This is a genomic window from Streptomyces sulphureus DSM 40104 (assembly GCF_000381025.1).
In the GTDB taxonomy this organism is placed as follows: Bacteria; Actinomycetota; Actinomycetes; order Streptomycetales; family Streptomycetaceae; genus Streptomyces; species Streptomyces sulphureus.
Genome location: NZ_KB905817.1, coordinates 223,315 through 242,433 on the forward strand (window position 1 = coordinate 223,315; position 19,119 = coordinate 242,433).

The window sequence follows — 19,119 nt, forward strand, 5'->3', positions numbered from 1 at the left end:
GAAGTATGCGAATAGTGGTCACGGGCGGCGCCGGTTTCATCGGCTCGCACTTCGTCAGGAGCCTGCTGGCGGGCGCCTATCCGCCGCTCGCAGGCGCTGAGGTGGTCGTCCTCGACAGGTTCACCTACGCGGGCTGCCGGGCGAACCTGGCGCAGGTGGCGGACGATCCGGCGCTCACCGTCGTGACGGGCGACGTCTGCGACGCGGCGCTCGTCTCCGAGGTGCTGAGCGGTGCCGATCTGGTCGTGCACTGCGCCGCCGAATCCCATGTGGACCGATCCATCGCGGACGGCGGCGAGTTCGTGCGCACCAACGTGCTCGGCACCCAGACGCTGCTGGAGGCCGCCGCCCGTGTGGGCGTCGGCAGGTTCCTCCAGGTGTCGACCGACGAGGTCTACGGCTCCGTCGAGCACGGCTCGTGGCACGAGGACCAGCCGCTCCACCCCAACTCGCCGTACGCCGCCTCGAAAGCCTCCGCCGATCTGCTGGCGCTCGCCTTCCACCGCACCCACGGCCTCGCCGTCTGCGTCACCCGCTGCTCCAACAACTACGGCCCCTACCAGTTCCCGGAGAAGGCGCTCCCCCTCTTCGTCACCAACCTGCTGGACGGCAGGAAGGTGCCGCTCTACGGCGACGGCGGCAACGTGCGCGACTGGCTCCACGTGGACGACCACTGCCGCGGCCTCGCCCTGGTCGCGGAGGCCGGCAGGGCCGGCGCCGTCTACCACATAGGGGGCGGCACCGAGCTCGCCAACCGGGAGCTGGTGGCGCGGCTGCTGGAGCTGCTGGGCCGCGACGGCACGATGGTGGAGCGGGTGCCGGACCGCAAGGGCCACGACCGCCGCTACTCGCTCGCCTTCGACCGGATCTCCGAAGAGCTCGGCTACGCGCCGCGGACCGGGTTCGAGAGCGGGCTCGCCGAGACCGTGAAGTGGTATGCGGAGCACAGGGATTGGTGGCTGCCGCTGCGGCAGCGTCTCGCGCGGGAAGCGTCGCCGGCATGAAGCGGACGCACGCGCGGGTGGCGCTCTCCGCCGTCGCCGAGGAGACCGCCACCGCGCCGCTCGCGGGCTTCCACCGCTGGTGGGAGGAGCGCCGCGCGGAGGACACCTCGCGGGTGGACCGCATCCCCTTCGCGGAGCTGCGCTCCTGGAGCTTCACGCCGGGCACCGGGGACCTCGTCCACGACAGCGGCCGGTTCTTCCAGGTGCGGGGAGCGGAGGTGCACCGGCCGGAGGGGCCCGTTCCGCAGTGGTCGCAGCCCCTGCTGCACCAGCCGGAAGTGGGCATCCTGGGGCTGCTCGCCAAGGAGTTCGACGGCGTGCTGCACTTCCTGATGCAGGCGAAGACGGAACCCGGCAACCGGCCGGGCCTCCAGCTCTCCCCCACGGTGCAGGCGACGCTGAGCAACTACAGCGGGGTCCACGGAGGCCGCGCCGTCCCCTACGTCGAGCACTTCCTGCACCGGAACGCGCACCGGGTGCTCGTCGACGTCCGCCAGTCCGAGCAGGGCAGTTGGTTCTTCCGGAAGCGGAACCGGAACATGGTCGTCGAGGCCGCGGGGGACGTCGAGGTGCGCGAGGGCTTCCGCTGGATGCCGCTGGGGCAGCTCCACCGGCTGCTCGCCGAGGGCACCGGAACGGACGGCACCCACACCTCCGTTGTGAACATGGACACCCGCAGCATCCTGTCCTGCCTCCCCTTCCCGTTCACCGATGTTCCGCGCACGGAACCGAGCGGGGACCTGCTGGGCTGGCTCACCGAGGCGCGCAGCCGGGAGCGGGTCCGGGTGGAGCGGGTACCGCTCGCGGGGCTGCCCGCGTGGCGGCAGGAGCCGGACCGCATCGCGCACCGGAACGGGGCTTTCTTCAGCATCGTGGCGGTGCGTGTACGGGCGGGGGAACGGGAGGTCGCGGAGTGGACCCAGCCGCTGCTCAGGCCGCACGGCGTGGGCGTCTCCGCGTTCCTCACCAAGTCCGTCGACGGTGCGCGGCACGTACTCGCCAACCTCCGCGTGGAACCGGGCTGCGTCGACGTGCTGGAGGTCGGGCCCACCGTGCAGTGCACGCCGGAGAACTACGCGCACCTGCCGGCCGCGGCCGGACCGCCGCTGCTGGAGAAGGTGCTCGGTGCACCCCGCGCACGCGTGCTCTTCGACGCGGTCCTCGCCGAGGAGGGCGGACGGTTCCAGCACGCGCGCAACCGGTACCTGATCGTGGAAGCGGACGGCGATCCGTACGAGCCGCCCGGGCACCGGTGGGTCCCGGTCGCCCAACTCCTCGGGCTGATGCGGCACAGCCACTACGTCAACGTGGAGGCGCGTACGCTCATCGCCTGCCTCCAGAGCGTGTGCGTCCCGGAACCGGGGCGGCCGGGAAAAGGTGGATGAAGATGACGCGCGCACTCGCGCTGGAAGAGATGGTGCACCTCGGGGACGCCAAGAGCCGGGTCACGGTGGTGTGTTCGGTCGGCGGGCACGTCGAAGAGGAGCCGCTGGCGCGGGCGTTCGCCGCCGTGGTGGCGCGGCTCCCCTCGCTGCGCAGCCGGGTCCGGCAGGACGGTCCCTACGCGTTCTCCTTCCAGCCGCTGGAGACGGGTCCGCCGCAGCTCCAGGTCCGCAAGGGCGTACCGGGCTCGCTGCGCGAGGAGATCAACACGCCGCTCCCGCCCGACGGCGGCCTGGTGCGGGGCGTCCTCATCGAGGGCGCGGACGAGGACACCTTCGTGCTCAGCATCGACCACTCCATCACCGACGGGCAGAGCGCACTCGCCGTCTGCGATGCGGTGTGGCGGGGCTACACGGCTTGCGTCGAGGGCACGTTCACCATGCCGCAACCCGAAGACGACGGGGACGACGGGGACGACGCCCTGCCCGCCGCGCTCTCCGCCCGGCTGCCCGCGCACACCCCCGAGGACCTGGCCGCATACGTCACGGCCCGCGGGGAGCGGATGCGGGGGGCGCCCCTCGTGCATCTGCCGTACGCGGCAGGGGAGTCGGCGGCGGAGGAAGAGCTGCCGATGCGGGTGGCCAGGGTCCGGCTCGACCGGGAGCAGACCGCCGGAGTGATCGGTGCGAGCAAGGCCGCAGGGGTGTCGGTGCACGGAGTGCTCGTCGCCGCCCTGCTGCTGGCGGTCCGCGACGCGGCCGGCGGCGCGGGGACGCAGCGGATGAGCAGCATGTCCCCCGTCGATCTGCGGGGGCGCCTCTCTCCGCCCGTCCACCCGGAAGAGCTCTTCCCCGCCGCCTCGCTCTTCTTCGACGTGCTCGACGTGCGGGAGGACGCCGACGTGCTCTCGCTCGGGCGGCGCCTCGCGGAGAACCTCCGCGAGGCCATCGCCCGCGGCGACCTGGAGCGGGAGATCCTGGCGGCGGCCCAGGTGCTCAGGGACCCGTCGCTGCTCAACGCCAGCCTGGTGACCACGAATCTCGGCAACGTGCCGGTGCCCGAGACCCCGGACGGGCTGCCGATCACCGACGTGCGGTGCTTCGCGCTCGGCGATGTCTCGTTCCCGCAGGCCGGGTTCGGCCCGCTGGTGGCTTCCGTGCTGACCGTGCGCGGGCAGCTCGACATCGAACTGCCCTACAGCGCCCGGTGCTTCTCGGCCGGACAGATGGAAGCGATCCGCACCTCGGTGCGTGGACGGCTGCTCGCGCTGGGGAGTTGAGCGGCACGGCACCGGCTCACCGGCGCCGTCCCGCAGCGGCTCAACGAGTGCGGACGAACACCGCGTCCGCGCGCACGGCCGCCTCGACGCCGGCGGCCCCGGCGGCCCCGGCGGCGAGGACGCCGCAGAGCCGGCCGCGGGACGGTGCGTCGAGTACGGGCGGGAGGTCGACCGTCCCGCGCGTCCGCGCCGACTCCAGGGCCCGAGCCCGCAGTTGCTCCTGATCCGCCTCGGCGCGGGCAACTTCGCCGACCGCTACGGCCCCTCTCGTGACGCCCCACACGGCGGCCTCGGGGACGGCGTCGCCGAGGGCGCCGAAGAGCGCGTCGACGGTCTCGGGCACCGCGCCCGGCAGCCAGGTGAGGACGCCGGAGGGACGGCGACCCGTCGACGACAGGTGCCGGAGGCGGGCGCCGAGCACCTCCCGGTCTTCGCCCGCCTCGACGGTGAAGTGCACCGCCTCGGCTCCGTGCCGCACCAGGGCACCCACCAGCGCATCGCCCACCTCGTCCGAGCAGGCGGTGTCCTCCGGGTCCCGAACCCCCTCGGAACCGGTCGGGAGTACGACGAGCCAGACCCCGGTCAGCTCCGCCGGGTCCGCCCCGGGTGTCCGGCGCCACCCGCCGGTCCCCGTCCCGCCGCGCCGCCAGGCGGCCAGCGCGGGGAGGGCGACGCTCAGCGGCTCGTCCCCGCGCAGGCCGAGTTCGCGCACGAGGCCGTCCACGTCTCCGCGCTCGACGCGCTCCCAGAAGCGCTCCCCCGCCGGGGCGCCCGGGTCCGCCGGACGGAAGCTGCGGCGCTGGAACGCGGAAGGGGGCAGCCGCACCTGCCGGTCGGCGAAACCGCTGAAGACCGCGCGCCAGTCCACCCGGCGCCCGCCCACATGCAGGCGTCCGAGGACCTCCGCCAGGGCGCGGGCCTCCGGCCTCCCCTCCTCGACGGCCGAGGGGGCGTCCCGCGCGGCCAGCCTGGCGCCGCGGGGCCCGAGTTCGAGTACCTCCCCGGGCGCCGCAGGGTCGGCTGCCTCGTCCTCACGTCCCAACCAGTGCTCAGGGCAGGCCAGTTCCGCCGACTCGACGACCCTGCCCGAAGCGGAGACGAGCGGGATACGTGGCGCCCGGTACTCGAGGCCCGCCAGCACCCGGAGCAGCTCGTCCCGGCCGCCCCCTGCCGCCGCGCGCCCGCACGCCGCCACGAGCGCGACGGCCCCGTCCAGGTCGAGCGCTCCTGCCGCGTGCGCCGCGGCCACGGCGGACGAAACCGAGTCGGAGATCCGATCGGGGTGCAGCCCCCATGCCTCCAGCAGCCGGAACATCGCCGTCTGGACGGCGAAGAGGGCGGGCCGTCCGAACTCGGGCCGCGCGAGCAGCGCGGGCTCCTCCCAGACGACCTCGCGGAGCGGGCGGGCGAGATGGGCGTCGAGCCGCTCCACGATCCCGTCGAGTGCCTCGGCGTACACCCGGTGGGCCCGGTACACACCGCGACCGACGAGGGGCGGACCGCCTTCCGCCGTGAAGCGGAAGCCGAGGGGGCCGCCGGAGCCCCTCCCCTCGGCCGAGCCGGGTGCCTCTTCGCCGCGCGCCAACGCGGCCAGCCCGTCGAGCAGTTCCTCCCGCGTACCGACCGGGAAGGCGGCGCGGTGGGCAAAGGCCGTACGCGTGGTGGCGAGGGCGCCGACGAGGTCGGCCCACTCCTCGGCGGCGGCCTCGGCATGGTGGCGCAGCCTGCGTGCCTGCTCCCGCAGCCCCTGCGGGGAGGTCGCCGAAAGCACGCAGGGCAAGGGAGGCGGCACCGGGCGCGGCACGGGCGGCGGCGTACCGTCGCCGTCCTCGTCCCGCGGCGCTTGTTCGACGATGACGTGGGCATGGGTGCCGCCTGCGCCGAGCGCCGAGACGCCGATCCGCCGCGGGGCGCCCGTGCTCGGCCAGGGCGCCGCCTCGGTGAGGGGACGCACCGTGTCGGGCAAGTCGCCTTCCCACGACGCCGCTTGGCGGTCACCGCCCGAGCGGGGCAGTACGCGATGCCGCAGCGCGAGCACCGCCTTGATCACTCCCGCCACCCCGGCCGCCGCCGAGGTGTGCCCGATGCTCGTCCCGACCGTGCCGATCCGCAGCGGCCGTTCCGAGGAGCGGCCCGCGCCGTACACCTCTCCCAGCGCGTGCGGCTCCTCCCGGCCGCCGTACGTGTCGACCGCGTCGACCTCGGGGCCCGCGAGCCGGGCCTGCTCCAACGCACGGGCGAGGACGCGTTGTTGGGCCTCGCCCCTGCCGACGGCGCTGCCCAGGAGGACGCCGAGCACGGGGCGTCCGGCGCGTACGGCGTCCGGCAGCCGCTCCAGCAGCAGCACGCCGGCTCCCTCGGCCGAGGGCTCCTGCCCGACGCCCGTGCCGTCGAAGAGCGTGATGCCGGCCGCGAGCGCCAACGAGCATTCGCCCTGCCGCAGCGACTGCGCCGCCGTGTGCAGCGCCACGAGTGAGGAGGAGTCGCCCGTGTCCAACGTGGCGGCCGGGCCGGCGAATCCGAAGGCGGCGGCCAGTCCGCCGGCCGGCTCCGTGCTCCCGGCGCCGCCGCGCTCGTGCGTCCGGCCGACGAAGACGCCGGTGGGCGCGTCGAGTTGGGCGGCGGGGAGGACTCCGCCGTCCTCCAACGCCTCCCAGGCGAGCTGCCGAAGGACGAGCAGGTGCCGGTCGGCGGCTTCGGCCTCCTGCGGTGGGAGGCCGAGGAGGTCCGGGTCGCAGGAGTCGTCGACGAGGCGGGCCGCGCCGTCTCCCCCGCCGGCAGTCGCACGGGCGCCGGCGTCCGCGCCGGAGGCCAGGAGGTCCCACAGCTCGTCGGGGCTGCGCACCCCGCCCGGAAGACGGCAGGCCATCCCCACGAGGGCGATCCGGTGGTCCGCGTCCGCCGGCCCGGGTGCGGGTGCGGGTGCGGCCAGCGGTGCCCGTTCCGGCTCGGGGAGCAGGGCCGCGAGGGAGCGGCTCACCTCGGTCGGTGTCCGTTGGTCGAAGACGAAGGCAGCCGGCAGGCGCAGGCCCGTCCCGGCCGTCAACCGGTTGCGGAGCTCCGTGGAGTTGAGCGAGCCGAGCCCCAGTTCCTGGAAGGTGCGGTCCGCGTCCACCGCCTCCGCCGAGTCGTGGCCCAGCACCTCGGCGGCCGCGGCACGCACCGTGCCGAGCAGCACTCCTTCCCGCTCGGCCGCGCCCAGGGCAGCGAGGCGCTCGGCGAGGGGCTGTTCGACGGTGGCGGAGGGCGCCGGCCGTGCGGGAGGCGGAGCCAGGTCGCGCAGGAGGTGCGGCAGCCCGCCGGCAGCCGCCTGGGCGCGCAGTGCACCGAGGTCGAGGCGTACGGGCAGCGGGGCGGGTTCGTCCGACCCCGCGGACGCATCGAAGAGGCTGAGCCCTTCGCGTTCGGTGAGCGGGGGAAACCCCGCCTGCGCCATCCTGTCCCGCGTGTCCGCTGCGAGCTCGCCCGCCATGCCGCCGACCGGCTCCCACGGGCCCCAGGCGAGGGAGACGGCGGGCAGTCCTTCGGCCCTGCGCTGCCGGGCGAGCGCGTCGAGGAAGGCGTTGGCCGCGGCGTAGTTGGCCTGACCCATACCGCCGAGCACCCCGGAGACCGAGGAGAAGAGCACGAAGGCGGAGAGGTCGCGGTCCTTCGTCTCCTCGTGGAAGACCACGGCGGCGTCGGCCTTGGGCCGCAGTACGGTGTCCAGCCGCTTGGGGGTCATGGCGGTGAACGCACCGTCGTCGAGGACTCCGGCGGCGTGGACGACGGCGGTCAACGGGTGCGCGTCCGGGACGGCGTCGAGCACTTCCCGTACCGCGCGACGGTCGGCGACGTCGCAGGCGGCCCAGGTGACCTCGGCGCCGGACGCCTCCAGTTCGGCCTCCAACTCGGCCGCGCCCGGGGCCTGTCGGCCCCGGCGGCCGACGAGCACCAGGTGGCGCACGCCGCGGGCGGCCACCAAGTGGTGGGCGAGCAGGCGCCCCAGGCCGCCGGTCGCGCCGGAGACGAGGACCGTGCCCTCCGTCCCCGCGAGGCCGTCGGGGGCCGCGCCCGGGGAGGCGCGTACGAGGCGGGGTCGGAGCACGCTGCCGGCGCGGAGCGCCAACTCCGGTTCACCGGTGGCGAGGGCCGCGGGGAGCGCGGCGAGGGGGTTCGCCTCGGGGGCGCTCTCCACGTCGACGAGGCAGAACCGGCCCGGGTGCTCCGAGTGGGCCGAGCTGATCAGTCCCCGTACCGCCGCGTGCACGGGGTCGGGGGCCGTGCCGTCGGTGCCGGCGGCGCCGGTGGTGAGCAGAACGAGGCGTGCCTGCGCGAAGCGCTCGTCGGCGAGCCACCGCTGGGCGAGGTCGAGCGCCCAGCCCGTGGCGGAGCGCACCGCCTCGGCGGCGTCCGCGAGCGGCGCCGCGGAGGGCGGGCACGGCGCGACGACCACCTGCCGGTCCGCGCTGAGCGAGGCGAGCTCCGCCGCCGTCTCGACGTCCGCGCCGCACGCGCGGAGGGCGGCGGCCTCGGGGGAGGTGGCGGAGCCGAGCACGGCCCAGCGCTCCCTCGGTTCCTCGCCGAACGCCTCCGGGGACGGTGTCCACTCGACGCGGTAGAGCGGCGGCGCGCCCTCACCCGCTGCGGCGTCGGGAAGCGGGCGGAGCACGAGCGAGTCGATCCGGGCCACGGGGGAGCCCTCGGTGTCCTGCGCTTCCACGCGCACGCCGCCGCCGTCTGCCGTCAACCGCACGCGCAGCACGGTCCGCCGGGGGGTGTGCACCGTCACGCCGCGCCAGGAGAAGGGCACGCGGGGCGCGTTGGGCTCCTGGCCGTCGGCGAGCCCGGGCAACCCGAGCGCGAGCGGGTGGAGGGCCGCGTCGAGCAGCACCGGGTGTATCAGGAAGCCTTCCGCCGGCTGGTCCGACTCCACCTCGGCGAAGAGCGCGTCACCGTGCCGCCGCAGCTTCCGGATGCCTCGGAACGCGGGGCCGTACCGGAGTCCGGCCTGCGCCATCCGCTCGTGCACCTCGGCGGGGTCGAGATCCTCGCCCTCCGACGGCCAGGTCCACGGTGCGGACGGCTCGGCGGCGGAGGTGAGGACGCCGGTGGCGTGCCGCGTCCACGTCGTGCCCACGGGCCGCGGGTGCGCCGCTTCCGGCGGGCTCGGCGCGTCCTCCGGTGCCGAGTGGACGGAGAGCGTGCGGGTGCCGTGCTCGTCGAGCGGCCCGACGGTCACCTGGAGGCGCACGCCGCCGTGTTCGGGCAGGAGCAGCGGGGCTTCCAGAGTCAGCTCGTCGAGCGTCCCGCATCCCGCGGCTTCGCCGGCCCGCAGGGCGCACTCCACGAACGCGGTCCCCGGCAGGAGCACCTTCCCCGCCACCACGTGGTCGGCGAGCCACGGATGGGTGCGCAGCGAGAGGCGTCCGGTGTGCAGCAGGCCGCCCTCCGCGAGCGGGACCGCGGCGTCGAGCAGGTCGGCGTGCCGCTCGGGTCGGGGGGCCGGGGCTTCCTGCGTCGCCCAGAACGGCTCGCGTTGGAAGGCGTACGTGGGGAGTTCGCTCGTCCGCGCGCCGGTGTCGGCGAAGTACGCCCGCCAGTCGGGCGCGCAGCCGCGGACGTACGCCTCGGCGAGCGCGGTGGTGAAGGCGTGCGCGCTCTTCCCCGTGTTCGGCACGGTGCGGACGACGAGGCCGTCGGGGAGGTCGGGAGCGGCATCCAGACGCGCGGCGAGCCGGTCCCCCGGACCCAGCGCGAGCAGCGCGGTGACGTCCTGCTGGAGTAGGGGGAGCACGGTGCCGGGCGTCGCGTACCGGAGCCGGCCGCCCGCGGGCCGCTCCCCCGCCGCCGCCCGCAGCGCCTCCCCGCGCGGCAGTTCGCCCGTGACGCAGGCGGCGGCCGGCGCCGCGCGCTCGTCCTCGGCGAGGACGGCCGCGGGCCGCACACCGCATGCACGCCACAGCGCGGCGAGGGAGATGCCGAGGGCGCACAGCAACGGGCCGGCGACGTCGGCGCGTTCGGGCCGCGGGGCGGAGGGCCGCCCGCGCAGCACCTCGGTGAGGGACCAGTCGACGAGCCCGGCCAGTGCCTCGTCGCAGGCGTCGATCTCCGCCCGGAACACGGGGGCCGCATCGAGCAGCTCCCCGGCGGTGCGGGCGCAGAGCCGGGCGTCCTCGGTGGAGGCGAAGGAGCCGGGGAGTACGAAGGCCGCCCGGCCGCCGCCCGGGGTCGATCCGGTGACGGTGCCGGCCGCCGGGGTCTCCCCTGCCAACGCGGCGAGCTGCGCGAGCAGTTCGCCGCGGTCGGTGCCGACTGCCACGGCGCGGTGCGCGAAGGCGGTGCGCGTGGTCGCGAGCGAGTACGCGGTGTCCAGCGGATGGAGCTCCGGGTGCCGGGTCAGCCAGTCGTGGAGCCGGAGGGCCTGGGTGCGCAGAGCCTGTGCGGTGCGGCCGGAGACCACCCAGGGGAGGGCGCCGCCCGGCGGGCGCGTGCCGTCCGCAGCCGCGGCCGGGGCGCGGTCGGCGGCGTCGGGCTCTTCGAGGACGACGTGCGCGTTGGTGCCGCTCACCCCGAACGCGGAGACGGCGGCGCGGCGCGGCTCCTCGCCCGCCGTCCAGTCGGTGTTGCCCGTGAGCAGCCGCACCCCGCTCCCCTGCCAGTCCACGTGCGGGGTGGGCCGGTCCACGTGGAGGGTCGCGGGAAGCGTTTCGTGCCGCATCGCCATGACCATCTTGATGATGCCGGCGACTCCGGCCGCCGCCTGGCTGTGGCCGAAGTTCGACTTGATCGAGCCCAGTCGGAGCGGGTTCTCCGGCGTGCGGTGCGATCCGTAAGCCGCCAGGAGGGCCTGCGCCTCGACGGGGTCGCCGAGCCGGGTCCCGGTGCCGTGCGCCTCCACCGCGTCGACCTGCCGAGGGGTGAGGCCGGCGTCGCGGAGCGCCTCGCCGATGACGCGCTGCTGGGCCGGGCCGCTCGGTGCGGTGAGCCCGTTGCTCGCGCCGTCCTGGTTGACCGCGCTGCCCCGTACCACGGCGAGCACGCGGTGCCCGTTGCGCCGCGCGTCGCTGAGCCGCTCCACGACGAGGGCGCCGACGCCCTCGGCCCACCCGGTGCCGTCGGCCGCCTCGGCGAAGGACTTGCACCGGCCGTCGGGTGCCAGCCCCCGTTGGCGGCTGAACGCGACGAACGTCTCGGGCGTCGCCATGACCGTGGCACCGCCGGCGAGGGCGAGCGAGCACTCGCCCCTCCGCAGCGCGTGCACCGCCAGGTGCAACCCCACGAGCGAGGACGAGCACGCCGTGTCCACCGCGAGCGCGGGCCCCTCCAGGCCGAGTTGGTACGCGATCCGGCCGGCCACCACGCTTCCGGCTGCCGAACTGCCCGCGTAGTCGTGGTACATCATCCCGACGAAGACACCGGTACGGCTGCCGCGCAGCGCGCGCGGATCGATGCCGGCGCGCTCGACGGCCTCCCAGGCCGTCTCCAGGAAGAGCCGCTGCTGCGGGTCGGCGGCCACCGCCTCGCGCGGGGAGATCGACCAGAAGTCGGCGTCGAACCAGGCGGCCTCGTGGAGGAATCCGCCCTCCTCGGTGGTGGCGGTCCCCGGGTGGTCGGGGTCGGGGTGGTAGAGGTGCTCCAGGTCCCAGCCCCGGTCGAGGGGGAAGCCGGAGACGGCGTCGGTCCCCGTGGAGACCAGCTCCCACAGCTCCTCGGGCGAGGCGGCTCCGCCCGGGTAGCGGCATCCCATGCCGACGATGGCGATCGGCTCCCGCAACCGGTCCTCGGCGTGCGCGAGTGCGCCGCGGGTGCGCTGTAGTTCGGCGGTGACCCGCTTGAGGTAGTCGCGGAGCCTGTCCTCGGTGTGCATGGGTTCTCGTCGCTCCTCGGGCATCGTGGGGTCGGCTCCTTCGGTCCGGGCCGTACGGCGGGTCGGGGCCTGCCCTAGGCGTCGCCCAACTGACCGTCGAGGTAGGCGAAGAGTTCGTCGTCGCTCTTCGCGTCGAACCGGTCCAGCTCGGCCGCGGGCCCGCCGACGGACGGGGAGTCCGCGGGTGAGGCGAGCAACTCCGCGGCGTCCCGCAGCCGTTGGGCGGCCCTGGCCCGCTCCGCCGAGTCGCCCACGGTCCCGGCGAGTTCGGTGAGTCGGTCGACGAGGGCGAGGACGTCCGTGTCCGTGTCCTCGGCCAACTCGCCCAGGAGGTAGGTGGCGAGCTCTCCCGGAGTCGGGTGGTCGAAGGTGAGCGTGGAGGGCAGCCGCAGCCCGGTCGCGGTCGCCATGCGGTTGCGGAACTCGACGGCGCTCAGCGAGTCGAAGCCCAACTCGGCGAACGGGCGGTCCGGTTCGACGGCGCCCGGCCCCGGGTAGCCGAGCACGCCTGCGGCCTCGTCGCGCACCGCCAGCAGTACGGCGGCGTCCCGCTCGGCCGCCGGCAGCGACGCGAGTCGGTCCCGCAGCCCGTCCGCCGCCGGTTCGGCCGGGCGGCGCGGCCGGCGTACCAGGCTCCGCAGCGGGGGCGGTAGCGAAGCCGCGCCCGAGGAGGAGCGGGCGAGCGCGGCGGTGTCGAGGAGGAGCGGTATCGGATCGGGTACGGGCGCGCCGACTGCCAGGTCGAGCAGGCGCAAGCCGTGGTCGGGCGAGAGCGGCAGGATGCCCGCCCGCTCCATGCGGCTGCTGCCCGCCGCGTCCAGCTCGCCGCCCATCCCGACGGCCTCCTCTGTGCCTCGCCAACGGCCCCAGGCGAGCGAGGTCGCCGGCAGGCCGAGAGCCCTGCGGTGGTGTGCCAGGCCGTCCAAGAAGGCGTTGGCCGCCGCGTAGTTGGCCTGCCCCGGGCCGCCGAGCACGCCGGCGGCCGACGAGAAGAGCACGAAGGCGTCGAGCTGCGCGTGCCGGGTGAGTTCGTGCAGGTGGCGGGCTGCGTCGGCCTTCGGGCGGAGCACCGCGTCGAGGCGCTCGGGCGTCAGGTCGCCCACGAGTCCGTCGTCGAGCACCCCGGCCGCATGGACCACCGCGGCGAGCGGATGCGCGTCGGGCACCTGCGCGAGCAGGGCGGCGAGCGCCGCCCGGTCGGAGACATCGCAGGACGCGGTGGTGACCCGGGCGCCGAGCGCGGTCAGCTCCGCCTCCCACTCGGCGGCCCCCGGCGCCGACGGCCCGCGCCTGCTCGCCAACAGCAGGTGCCGGACGCCGTGTTCGGCGACGAGATGGCGGGCGACGAGCCGTCCCAGCGCCCCCGAGGCACCGGTGATCAATACGGTGCCGGTCGTCGGCCACCGGAAAGCGCGCGCCCCCGCGGGCAGTGCAGCGCGCGCCATCCGCGGCACCCGCACGCCGCCCCGCACGAGCGCGAGCTGCGGTTCGTCGGCGTGGGAGAACACTTCCGCGAGGGCCGGCAGGGACTCGGGCGCTCCGTCGACGTCGACGAGCACGAACCGGCCGGGGTGCTCGGCCTGCGCGGAGCGCACCAGGCCCCACACCGCGGCCTGATCCGGATCGACCCCACCCTCCCCGGCCTCGGCTGCGACGGCGCCGCGCGTGACGAACACCAGGCGGGCCGAGGCCGGCCGGCTCTCCGCCACCCACGCCCGCACCAGTGCCAGGGCCCGATGGACGGCCGAGCGCCCGTCGCCGGGGAGGAGTTGGGCGAGAACCGTCCCGCCGCCCGGCTGCGGAAGGTCGGCGTACGGGCCGTCCACCGCGCCGAGTTCGGTGGCGAGGCCGAGGACGTCGGGACCGAGCAGGGCAACCCGGCCGTCCGCCGCGGTGGGCGGCTCCGCGGCTGTCGGGCACTCGGTCCAGTCGAGCCGGTAGAGCCCGTCGGGCGCCGTCTCCCCTGCCGCGGGCGCCGGGCGCAGGGCGAGGGAGTCGACGGATGCGACGGGCGTGCCCGCACCGTCGGTGAGCCGCAGCGAGACGGTGTCCCGACCGACCGACCGCATACGGACCCGGACCGGGCCGCCGTCGAAGGCGCCGTCCCGGAGGCTGACGCCGCTCCAGGCGAAGGGGAGGTGGGCGCTGCCGGGCTCCGTGAGGAAGCCGCCGAGAGCCACCGGGTGCAACGCGGCGTCCAGCAGCGCCGGGTGGAGCCCGAAGCCGGGGGCCTCGGCGGCGCCCTCGGGCAGCTCGACCTCCGCACACAGCTCCGCACCGTCCCGCCACACGGCACGCACTCCGCGGAATGCGTGCCCGTACGCCATGCCGGCCTCCGCCAACCGCCCGTACAGCCCGTCCACTTCGACACGCTCCACCCCCTCGGGCGGCCACGGGGCGGTGGCGGCAGGCTCCTTGGCGACGTCCTCGGCGAGCTCCGCGGAGGCGTGGTGCGAGTAGGGCCCGCCCGCGGCCTCCTCGCCCCGCCGCGCGTGGACGGTGGCCGGGCGCCGGCCCGCGGCGTCCGGTGGTTCGACCGTGATGCTCAGCCGGACGTGCCCCTCCGCGGGGAGCGGCAGCGGGGCCGCGAGCGTCAGCTCGGCCACGCGGGGGCAGCCGAGCCGCGCGCCGGCCTGCGCGAGCAGTCCGGCGAAGGCGGTGCCCGGCAGCAGCACCGTGCCCGCGACCTCGTGCCCGGCTGCCCAACGGTGCTCGGCCATGTCGAGTACGGCGGTGAAGAGGCGCCCGCCGTCAGGGAGTTCGACGCCGGGCCCGAGCAACCCGTCCCGTGCGCCGGGCGCACCGCCGCGGGGACCCGGGTCGGGGGTGATCCAGCAGCGGGTGGGCTCGAAGGGGTAACCGGGGAGCGAGATCCGCCCCGGCCCCGGCCCCTCGTACAGCGGTCCGAAGTCGACGTCGGCGCCGACGACCCAGGCGCGGGCGAGCGCTTCCAGGTCGCGTCGTGCCACGGCGGCGCCGAGTTCGTCCGGCGCGGGGTGCGGGGCCGAGCGGTCCCGCCGCCCGTGGTGGACGCCGGGCGCCGGAGCGCCGTCGAGGTGGGCGCGGAGGCGCTCGGCGAGCTGGGCGGGGCCGGGGGCGAGCACGGCCAACCGCTGGTCCATGGCGTCGCGTCCCTGTTGGAGGGTGAACGCCAACGAGTCGGCGTCGAGGGCGGGTTCGTCCGGCCGGCCGCCGGGCTCGGAGAGGCGGCAGGCGAGCGAGGCGAGTGTCGTCTCGCCGTCGACGAGGTGGGGCGGCATCTCACGGCCCAGCTCCGCCTCCAGGCGCTGCCGGAACATGGCGAGTTCCGGGTAGCCGAGGCCGAGTTCGGCGAACGGTTCGTCCGGGGAGGCGGCCGCCACGCCGCCCGGCAGGTCCCGCAGGACGCGGGCGAGCAGCTCGCCCAACTCGCCCACGTGGGAGGGTGCCGCCTGCGGGCGGCGGTCGAGGAAGTCGGCCATGCGGCGCGCCAGGGTACGCAGGCGGTCCTCGTTCTTCGCGGAGAGGACGTACAGGCGCTCCCCGTCCGCCGGAGCGCGTCGCCGCTCCGGCGGTGCCGGCGGCTCCTCCAGGATGAGGAAGGCGTTGGCGCCGCCGGCGCCGAAGGAGCTGACGCCCGCCCGCAGCGGCGCACCCTCCTGCCAGGGGCGCCACTCGGCGCGCTCGCGCTGTACGCGGAAGGGCGAACCCTCCCAGTCAATCCCCGGGTTGAGCCGCTCGGCGTGGAGCGAGGGCACCAGCTCCCGGTGGCGGAGTTGGAGGACGACCTTGGTGACGGCGGCGATGCCGGCTGCGGACTCCAGATGGCCCACGTTGGACTTCACCGAGCCGACGGGTACGCGCCCCGCGCGCTCCCCCGAACCCAAGTGCGCGAACGCCTTTTCCAAGCCGGCGACTTCGATCGGGTCGCCGAGCGAGGTGCCCGTGCCGTGCGCCTCGATGTAGCCGAGCGTCGCCGGATCGGTGCCCGAGCGCCGGAAGGCGTCGACCATGAGCTTCGCCTGGGCCTGCGGGTCGGGCACCGAGAAACCGCCTGTCCGCCCGCCGTGGTTGAGGGAGCGGCCGCGGACGAGGCCGTACACCTGGTCGCCGTCGCACCGCGCGTCGCGCAGGCGCCGCAGCAGCACGGCGCCCACCCCCTCGCCCGGCACGTAGCCGTCGCCGCCGGCGCCGAAGCTGCGGCAGCGCCCGTCCGACGAGAGGAACGAAGACTGGCCCAGCAGCCGGTATTTGTCCGGGTGCACGGTGAGGTTGACGCCGCCTGCCACGGCGGCCTCGCACTCGTCCCGCAGGATGCTCTCGCACGCCTGGTGGATCGCGGTGAGCGAGGACGAGCACATGGTGTCCAGCGCGATGCTCGGTCCGTGGAGACCGAAGAAGTACGAGGCCCGGTTGGCGATGGCGGCGTGGAAGGACGAGGGAACGGGTCCCGGCGGCTCGTCCGGCCCGCGCACGCCGTAGAGCTGGTACTGGCTGTACATCACGCCCACGTAGACGCCGACGTGGCGTCCCTTCCACCGCTCGGGGGCGTGTCCCGAGTCCTCGAAGGTGTGCCAGACGGTCTGGAGGAACAGCCGCTCCTGCGGGTCGAGCAGCGCGGCCTCGTTGGGCGAGACGTGGAAGAGGAGCGGGTCGAACTCGTCGATGCCGTCGAGGAATCCGCCGCGCGCTTCCGGTGCTCCCTCGGCCCACCGTCCGGCGGGGACGGTGCCGACGCAGTCGCGTCCGTCGCGGAGGTTCTCCCAGAAGCGGTCGAGGTCCTCGGCCATCGGGTAGCGGCCGCTGATGCCGACGATGGCGATCGTGTCGTCGTCCCCGGGATCGCCGTCGTCCGCGCGACCGGGCTCCGGTGCGCGGTCGACGGCCTTCACCGCGGGCGGGCCCGGCTCGCGGTCGGGCGCCGCGTCCTCAACTTCCGCGTCCGGCAGCCCGATCGACGCCGTGATCTCCGCGCGCCGGCCGACGAGAGGCATGACGCGGCCCGCCGTTCCGGCGAGCGCGGTCAGCAGGATCTCCGCTGCCGTCGCGTCCTCCAGCGGCTCCATCCCGAGTGCGCGCAGGCCGTCGAGCGCGGACTCGTCCAGCCGCATCCCCGCGTTGCGCCAGGCGGGCCAGGCGATCGACACCGTGTGCCCGGAGCGCTCGGACGCGGCGACGCGTTCCGCGCGGTCGCACGCGAAGGCGTCGAGGAAGGCGTTGGCGCACGCGTAGTCGGTCTGGCCCGCGCTGCCCCAACTCGCCGCGGTCGAGGAGCAGACGACGAAGAAGTCCAACGGCTCACTGCGCGTCGCGGCGTCCAGGTGCGAAGTGCCTGCCACCTTGGCCGCGAAGACGGCCTCGGCGTCGGCCGCGGTCTTGCCGTCCACCATTCCGTCCCGCAGGACGCCCGCCGCGTGCACGACGCCGTCCACGCGGCCGAAGCGGCGCCGGGCGGCGGAGACCAGCGCGTCGACGTCCTCGGCCCGCGAGACGTCGGCGGGCCGGTAGAGCACCTCGGCGCCCGCGTCCGACAGTTCGTCGAGCAGGCGCTGCTGCACGTCGCCGAGCGGGGAGCGGCCGCAGAGCACGAGCCGTGCCGCGTACCGCTCGGCGAGGAACCTGGCGAGGATCGTGCCCGCGCCGCCGAGGCCGCCGGTGACGAGGTAGACGCCGCGCTCGCGGGGCGCAGCCGTCGGCACCCGCGGGCGCGCGGCGGCGGTCGGCAGGTGGCGCGGCACCAGCCGGCGACCCCCGTCGATCCGCACCTGGGTGTACTCGTCCTCGGCGCGCGCCTCGGCTTCGATCCACTCGGCCGAGCGCGCGACGGGCTCCGGCAGCGCGAGCAACTTCGCCCGGAAGCCGGGGTGTTCGCGTCGGAGGCTCTTGAACATCGCGGCCAGCGCCGCCAGCGGCGCGGTCTCGGTGCCGTCGGGAGCGTGCAGGCAGTAGACGAGGCGCACCTCGCGTCTGCCGGGCAGCCGCACCAGGGCCGCCGCGCAGTGCAGAAGCGCCGTGAACTCCGCCGGCAGCGCCCGGCGTTGCGCCTCACGCTCGACGGTCGCGGCGGCCGGGCACCAGACGATCTCGGTCGGCAGTGCCTCGTGTGCAGCGAGCCGCGCGAAGAGGCGCTGCCAGTGGGCAGGTGAGGAGGGATCGAGCCGGAACTCCGCGCCGTCCTCGGCGAATTCGGCGCCGAAAGCCACCCTGGCGGCCCCGCCGGACGGTGCGGCGAGGCCACCGTCCGGGTCGACGAGCAGCCGCCGGGCGGCCGGGGCCTCGCGCCGAGGCGGCGCCTCCTCCCAGACGTCGGCCACGTACACGACGTCCTGGTCCGGCTCGCGTCCGTCCGCGGTGCCGGGCGCCTGGGCGCCCTCCGGTGGGCGGTCCGGGAGCGGTGCGGACGGGGCCGCCCCGCGCTCGTCGAGGTGTGCGGCGAGGCCGGCGACGGTGTTGTACTCGAAGAGGAGCGTGGGGTACAGCTCCGTGCCGAGGACGGACTCCAGCTCCTTGACGAGCGCGAGCAATGCGGTCGATTCCAGGCCCAGTTCGTAGAAACCGCGCTCCTGGTCGACCGCGCCGGCGGCGACGCCGAGCCGCGGCGCGAGCAGGGAGGCGATCAGCTCGCGCAGCGCCTGGACGCCTCCTGCACGCGCCGGGGCGGCGTCCGGCTCGGGGGTGGTGAGGACGGGGGCCGTGGCCGGTTCGGCGGGGCTCGGCGCCTCCGCTTCCACGAGGCGGGTGAGGGAGTCGACCTGCCGTACCCGCTTGGACGTCAGGCCGTGCAGCCACATCACACGCGAGCCGTCGGGCGCGTAGAAGTCCAGGTCGCAGACGTTGAGATCGGCCTCGTGCCCTTCGTACCTGGGAGGCGTGGCACGGACCAGGTTGTCGTGGCCGAGGGGACCGCGAGCGCGGAAGGAAGCGATGTGCAGGGGGATGTAGGGCTTGCGTTCGCCGGCGGCGAGCTCGCCGAACCGGTCCGTGTACGCCTCGGCGAAGTGCGAGGGGAGCAGGGTGGCGGCGTCGAGGCAGGCCGGGTGGAGGTGGAAGTAGCCCAGGTAGGTGGCCGCCTCGGGGCTGGGACGCAGCTCGGCGAGCAACTCGCCCTCTGCGACACGGAGTTCTCCGCGCCCCCGCATGAAGTCGCCGTGCGCGATGCCGGCTTGGCGCACGGTCCGGTACAGCTCCGCCATGTCCACCGTGCGGTCGGCGCGGCGGCGGAGCGCTTCCAGGTCGAGGGTGTCCGAAGGGAACGGCTCCCCCAGGTGGAGTTCGCAGGCGAGGACATCGAACGGCGTACCGCGTCCGCCCTCGTGCGGCAGCGGGACGGCCCGGACGGCGATCCGGTGGTGGTCCTCCCGGGCGACGAACCGGAACTCCAGCTCGGTGTCGAACCGTGCACCGGCGGCGACCGCCTGCTGGAAGAGGATGTGCCGCAGTTCGGCCGTCTCGGTCTCCACACCGCTGGACAGCAGGATGCGGTAGACGAGGTCGAGGAAGGAGACACCGGGCAGGATGCTGGTGCCGTGCACCGTGTGGTCTCGCATCACCGGATCGGTGGCACGTACCACCACGGTGCACTTCAGACCGTCGAGCGGCTGTGGTGTGTGGCTCAAGTCTCGCCC

General features: G+C 75.4%; 5 protein-coding genes. 3 read left to right on the forward strand and 2 right to left on the reverse strand.

Annotated features, from left to right (window positions below; genetic code table 11):
• Positions 1-5: 5 nt before the first annotated feature.
• The 3 genes from rfbB to F603_RS0116400 are packed head-to-tail and all read left to right on the forward strand — an operon-like array spanning position 6 to position 3,666.
• Positions 6-1,004 (forward strand): dTDP-glucose 4,6-dehydratase, encoded by a 999-nt coding sequence (gene rfbB / locus F603_RS0116390; protein ID WP_026328470.1) that lies wholly within the window; start codon positions 6-8, stop codon positions 1,002-1,004.
• A complete protein-coding gene (locus F603_RS0116395) occupies positions 1,001-2,389 on the forward strand; it encodes an NDP-hexose 2,3-dehydratase family protein (RefSeq protein ID WP_245600797.1) in 1,389 nt (462 codons plus the stop codon). Before rfbB ends, F603_RS0116395 begins: the two co-directional genes overlap by 4 nt.
• A 2-nt stretch (positions 2,390-2,391) precedes the next feature.
• A complete protein-coding gene (locus tag F603_RS0116400) occupies positions 2,392-3,666 on the forward strand; it encodes a phthiocerol/phthiodiolone dimycocerosyl transferase family protein (protein ID WP_106431334.1) in 1,275 nt (424 codons plus the stop codon).
• Positions 3,667-3,706: 40 nt separating this feature from the next.
• On the opposite strand, the gene F603_RS0116405 is transcribed toward F603_RS0116400, so the two are convergent.
• A complete protein-coding gene (locus F603_RS0116405; protein WP_245600798.1) occupies positions 3,707-11,539 on the reverse strand; it encodes a type I polyketide synthase in 7,833 nt (2,610 codons plus the stop codon).
• Between the two features lie 50 nt (positions 11,540-11,589).
• The gene (locus F603_RS0116410) at positions 11,590-19,041 is read right to left on the reverse strand and encodes an SDR family NAD(P)-dependent oxidoreductase (RefSeq protein ID WP_019547080.1); all 7,452 of its coding nucleotides are present in this window, start codon (positions 19,039-19,041) and stop codon (positions 11,590-11,592) included.
• Positions 19,042-19,119 lie beyond the last annotated feature (78 nt).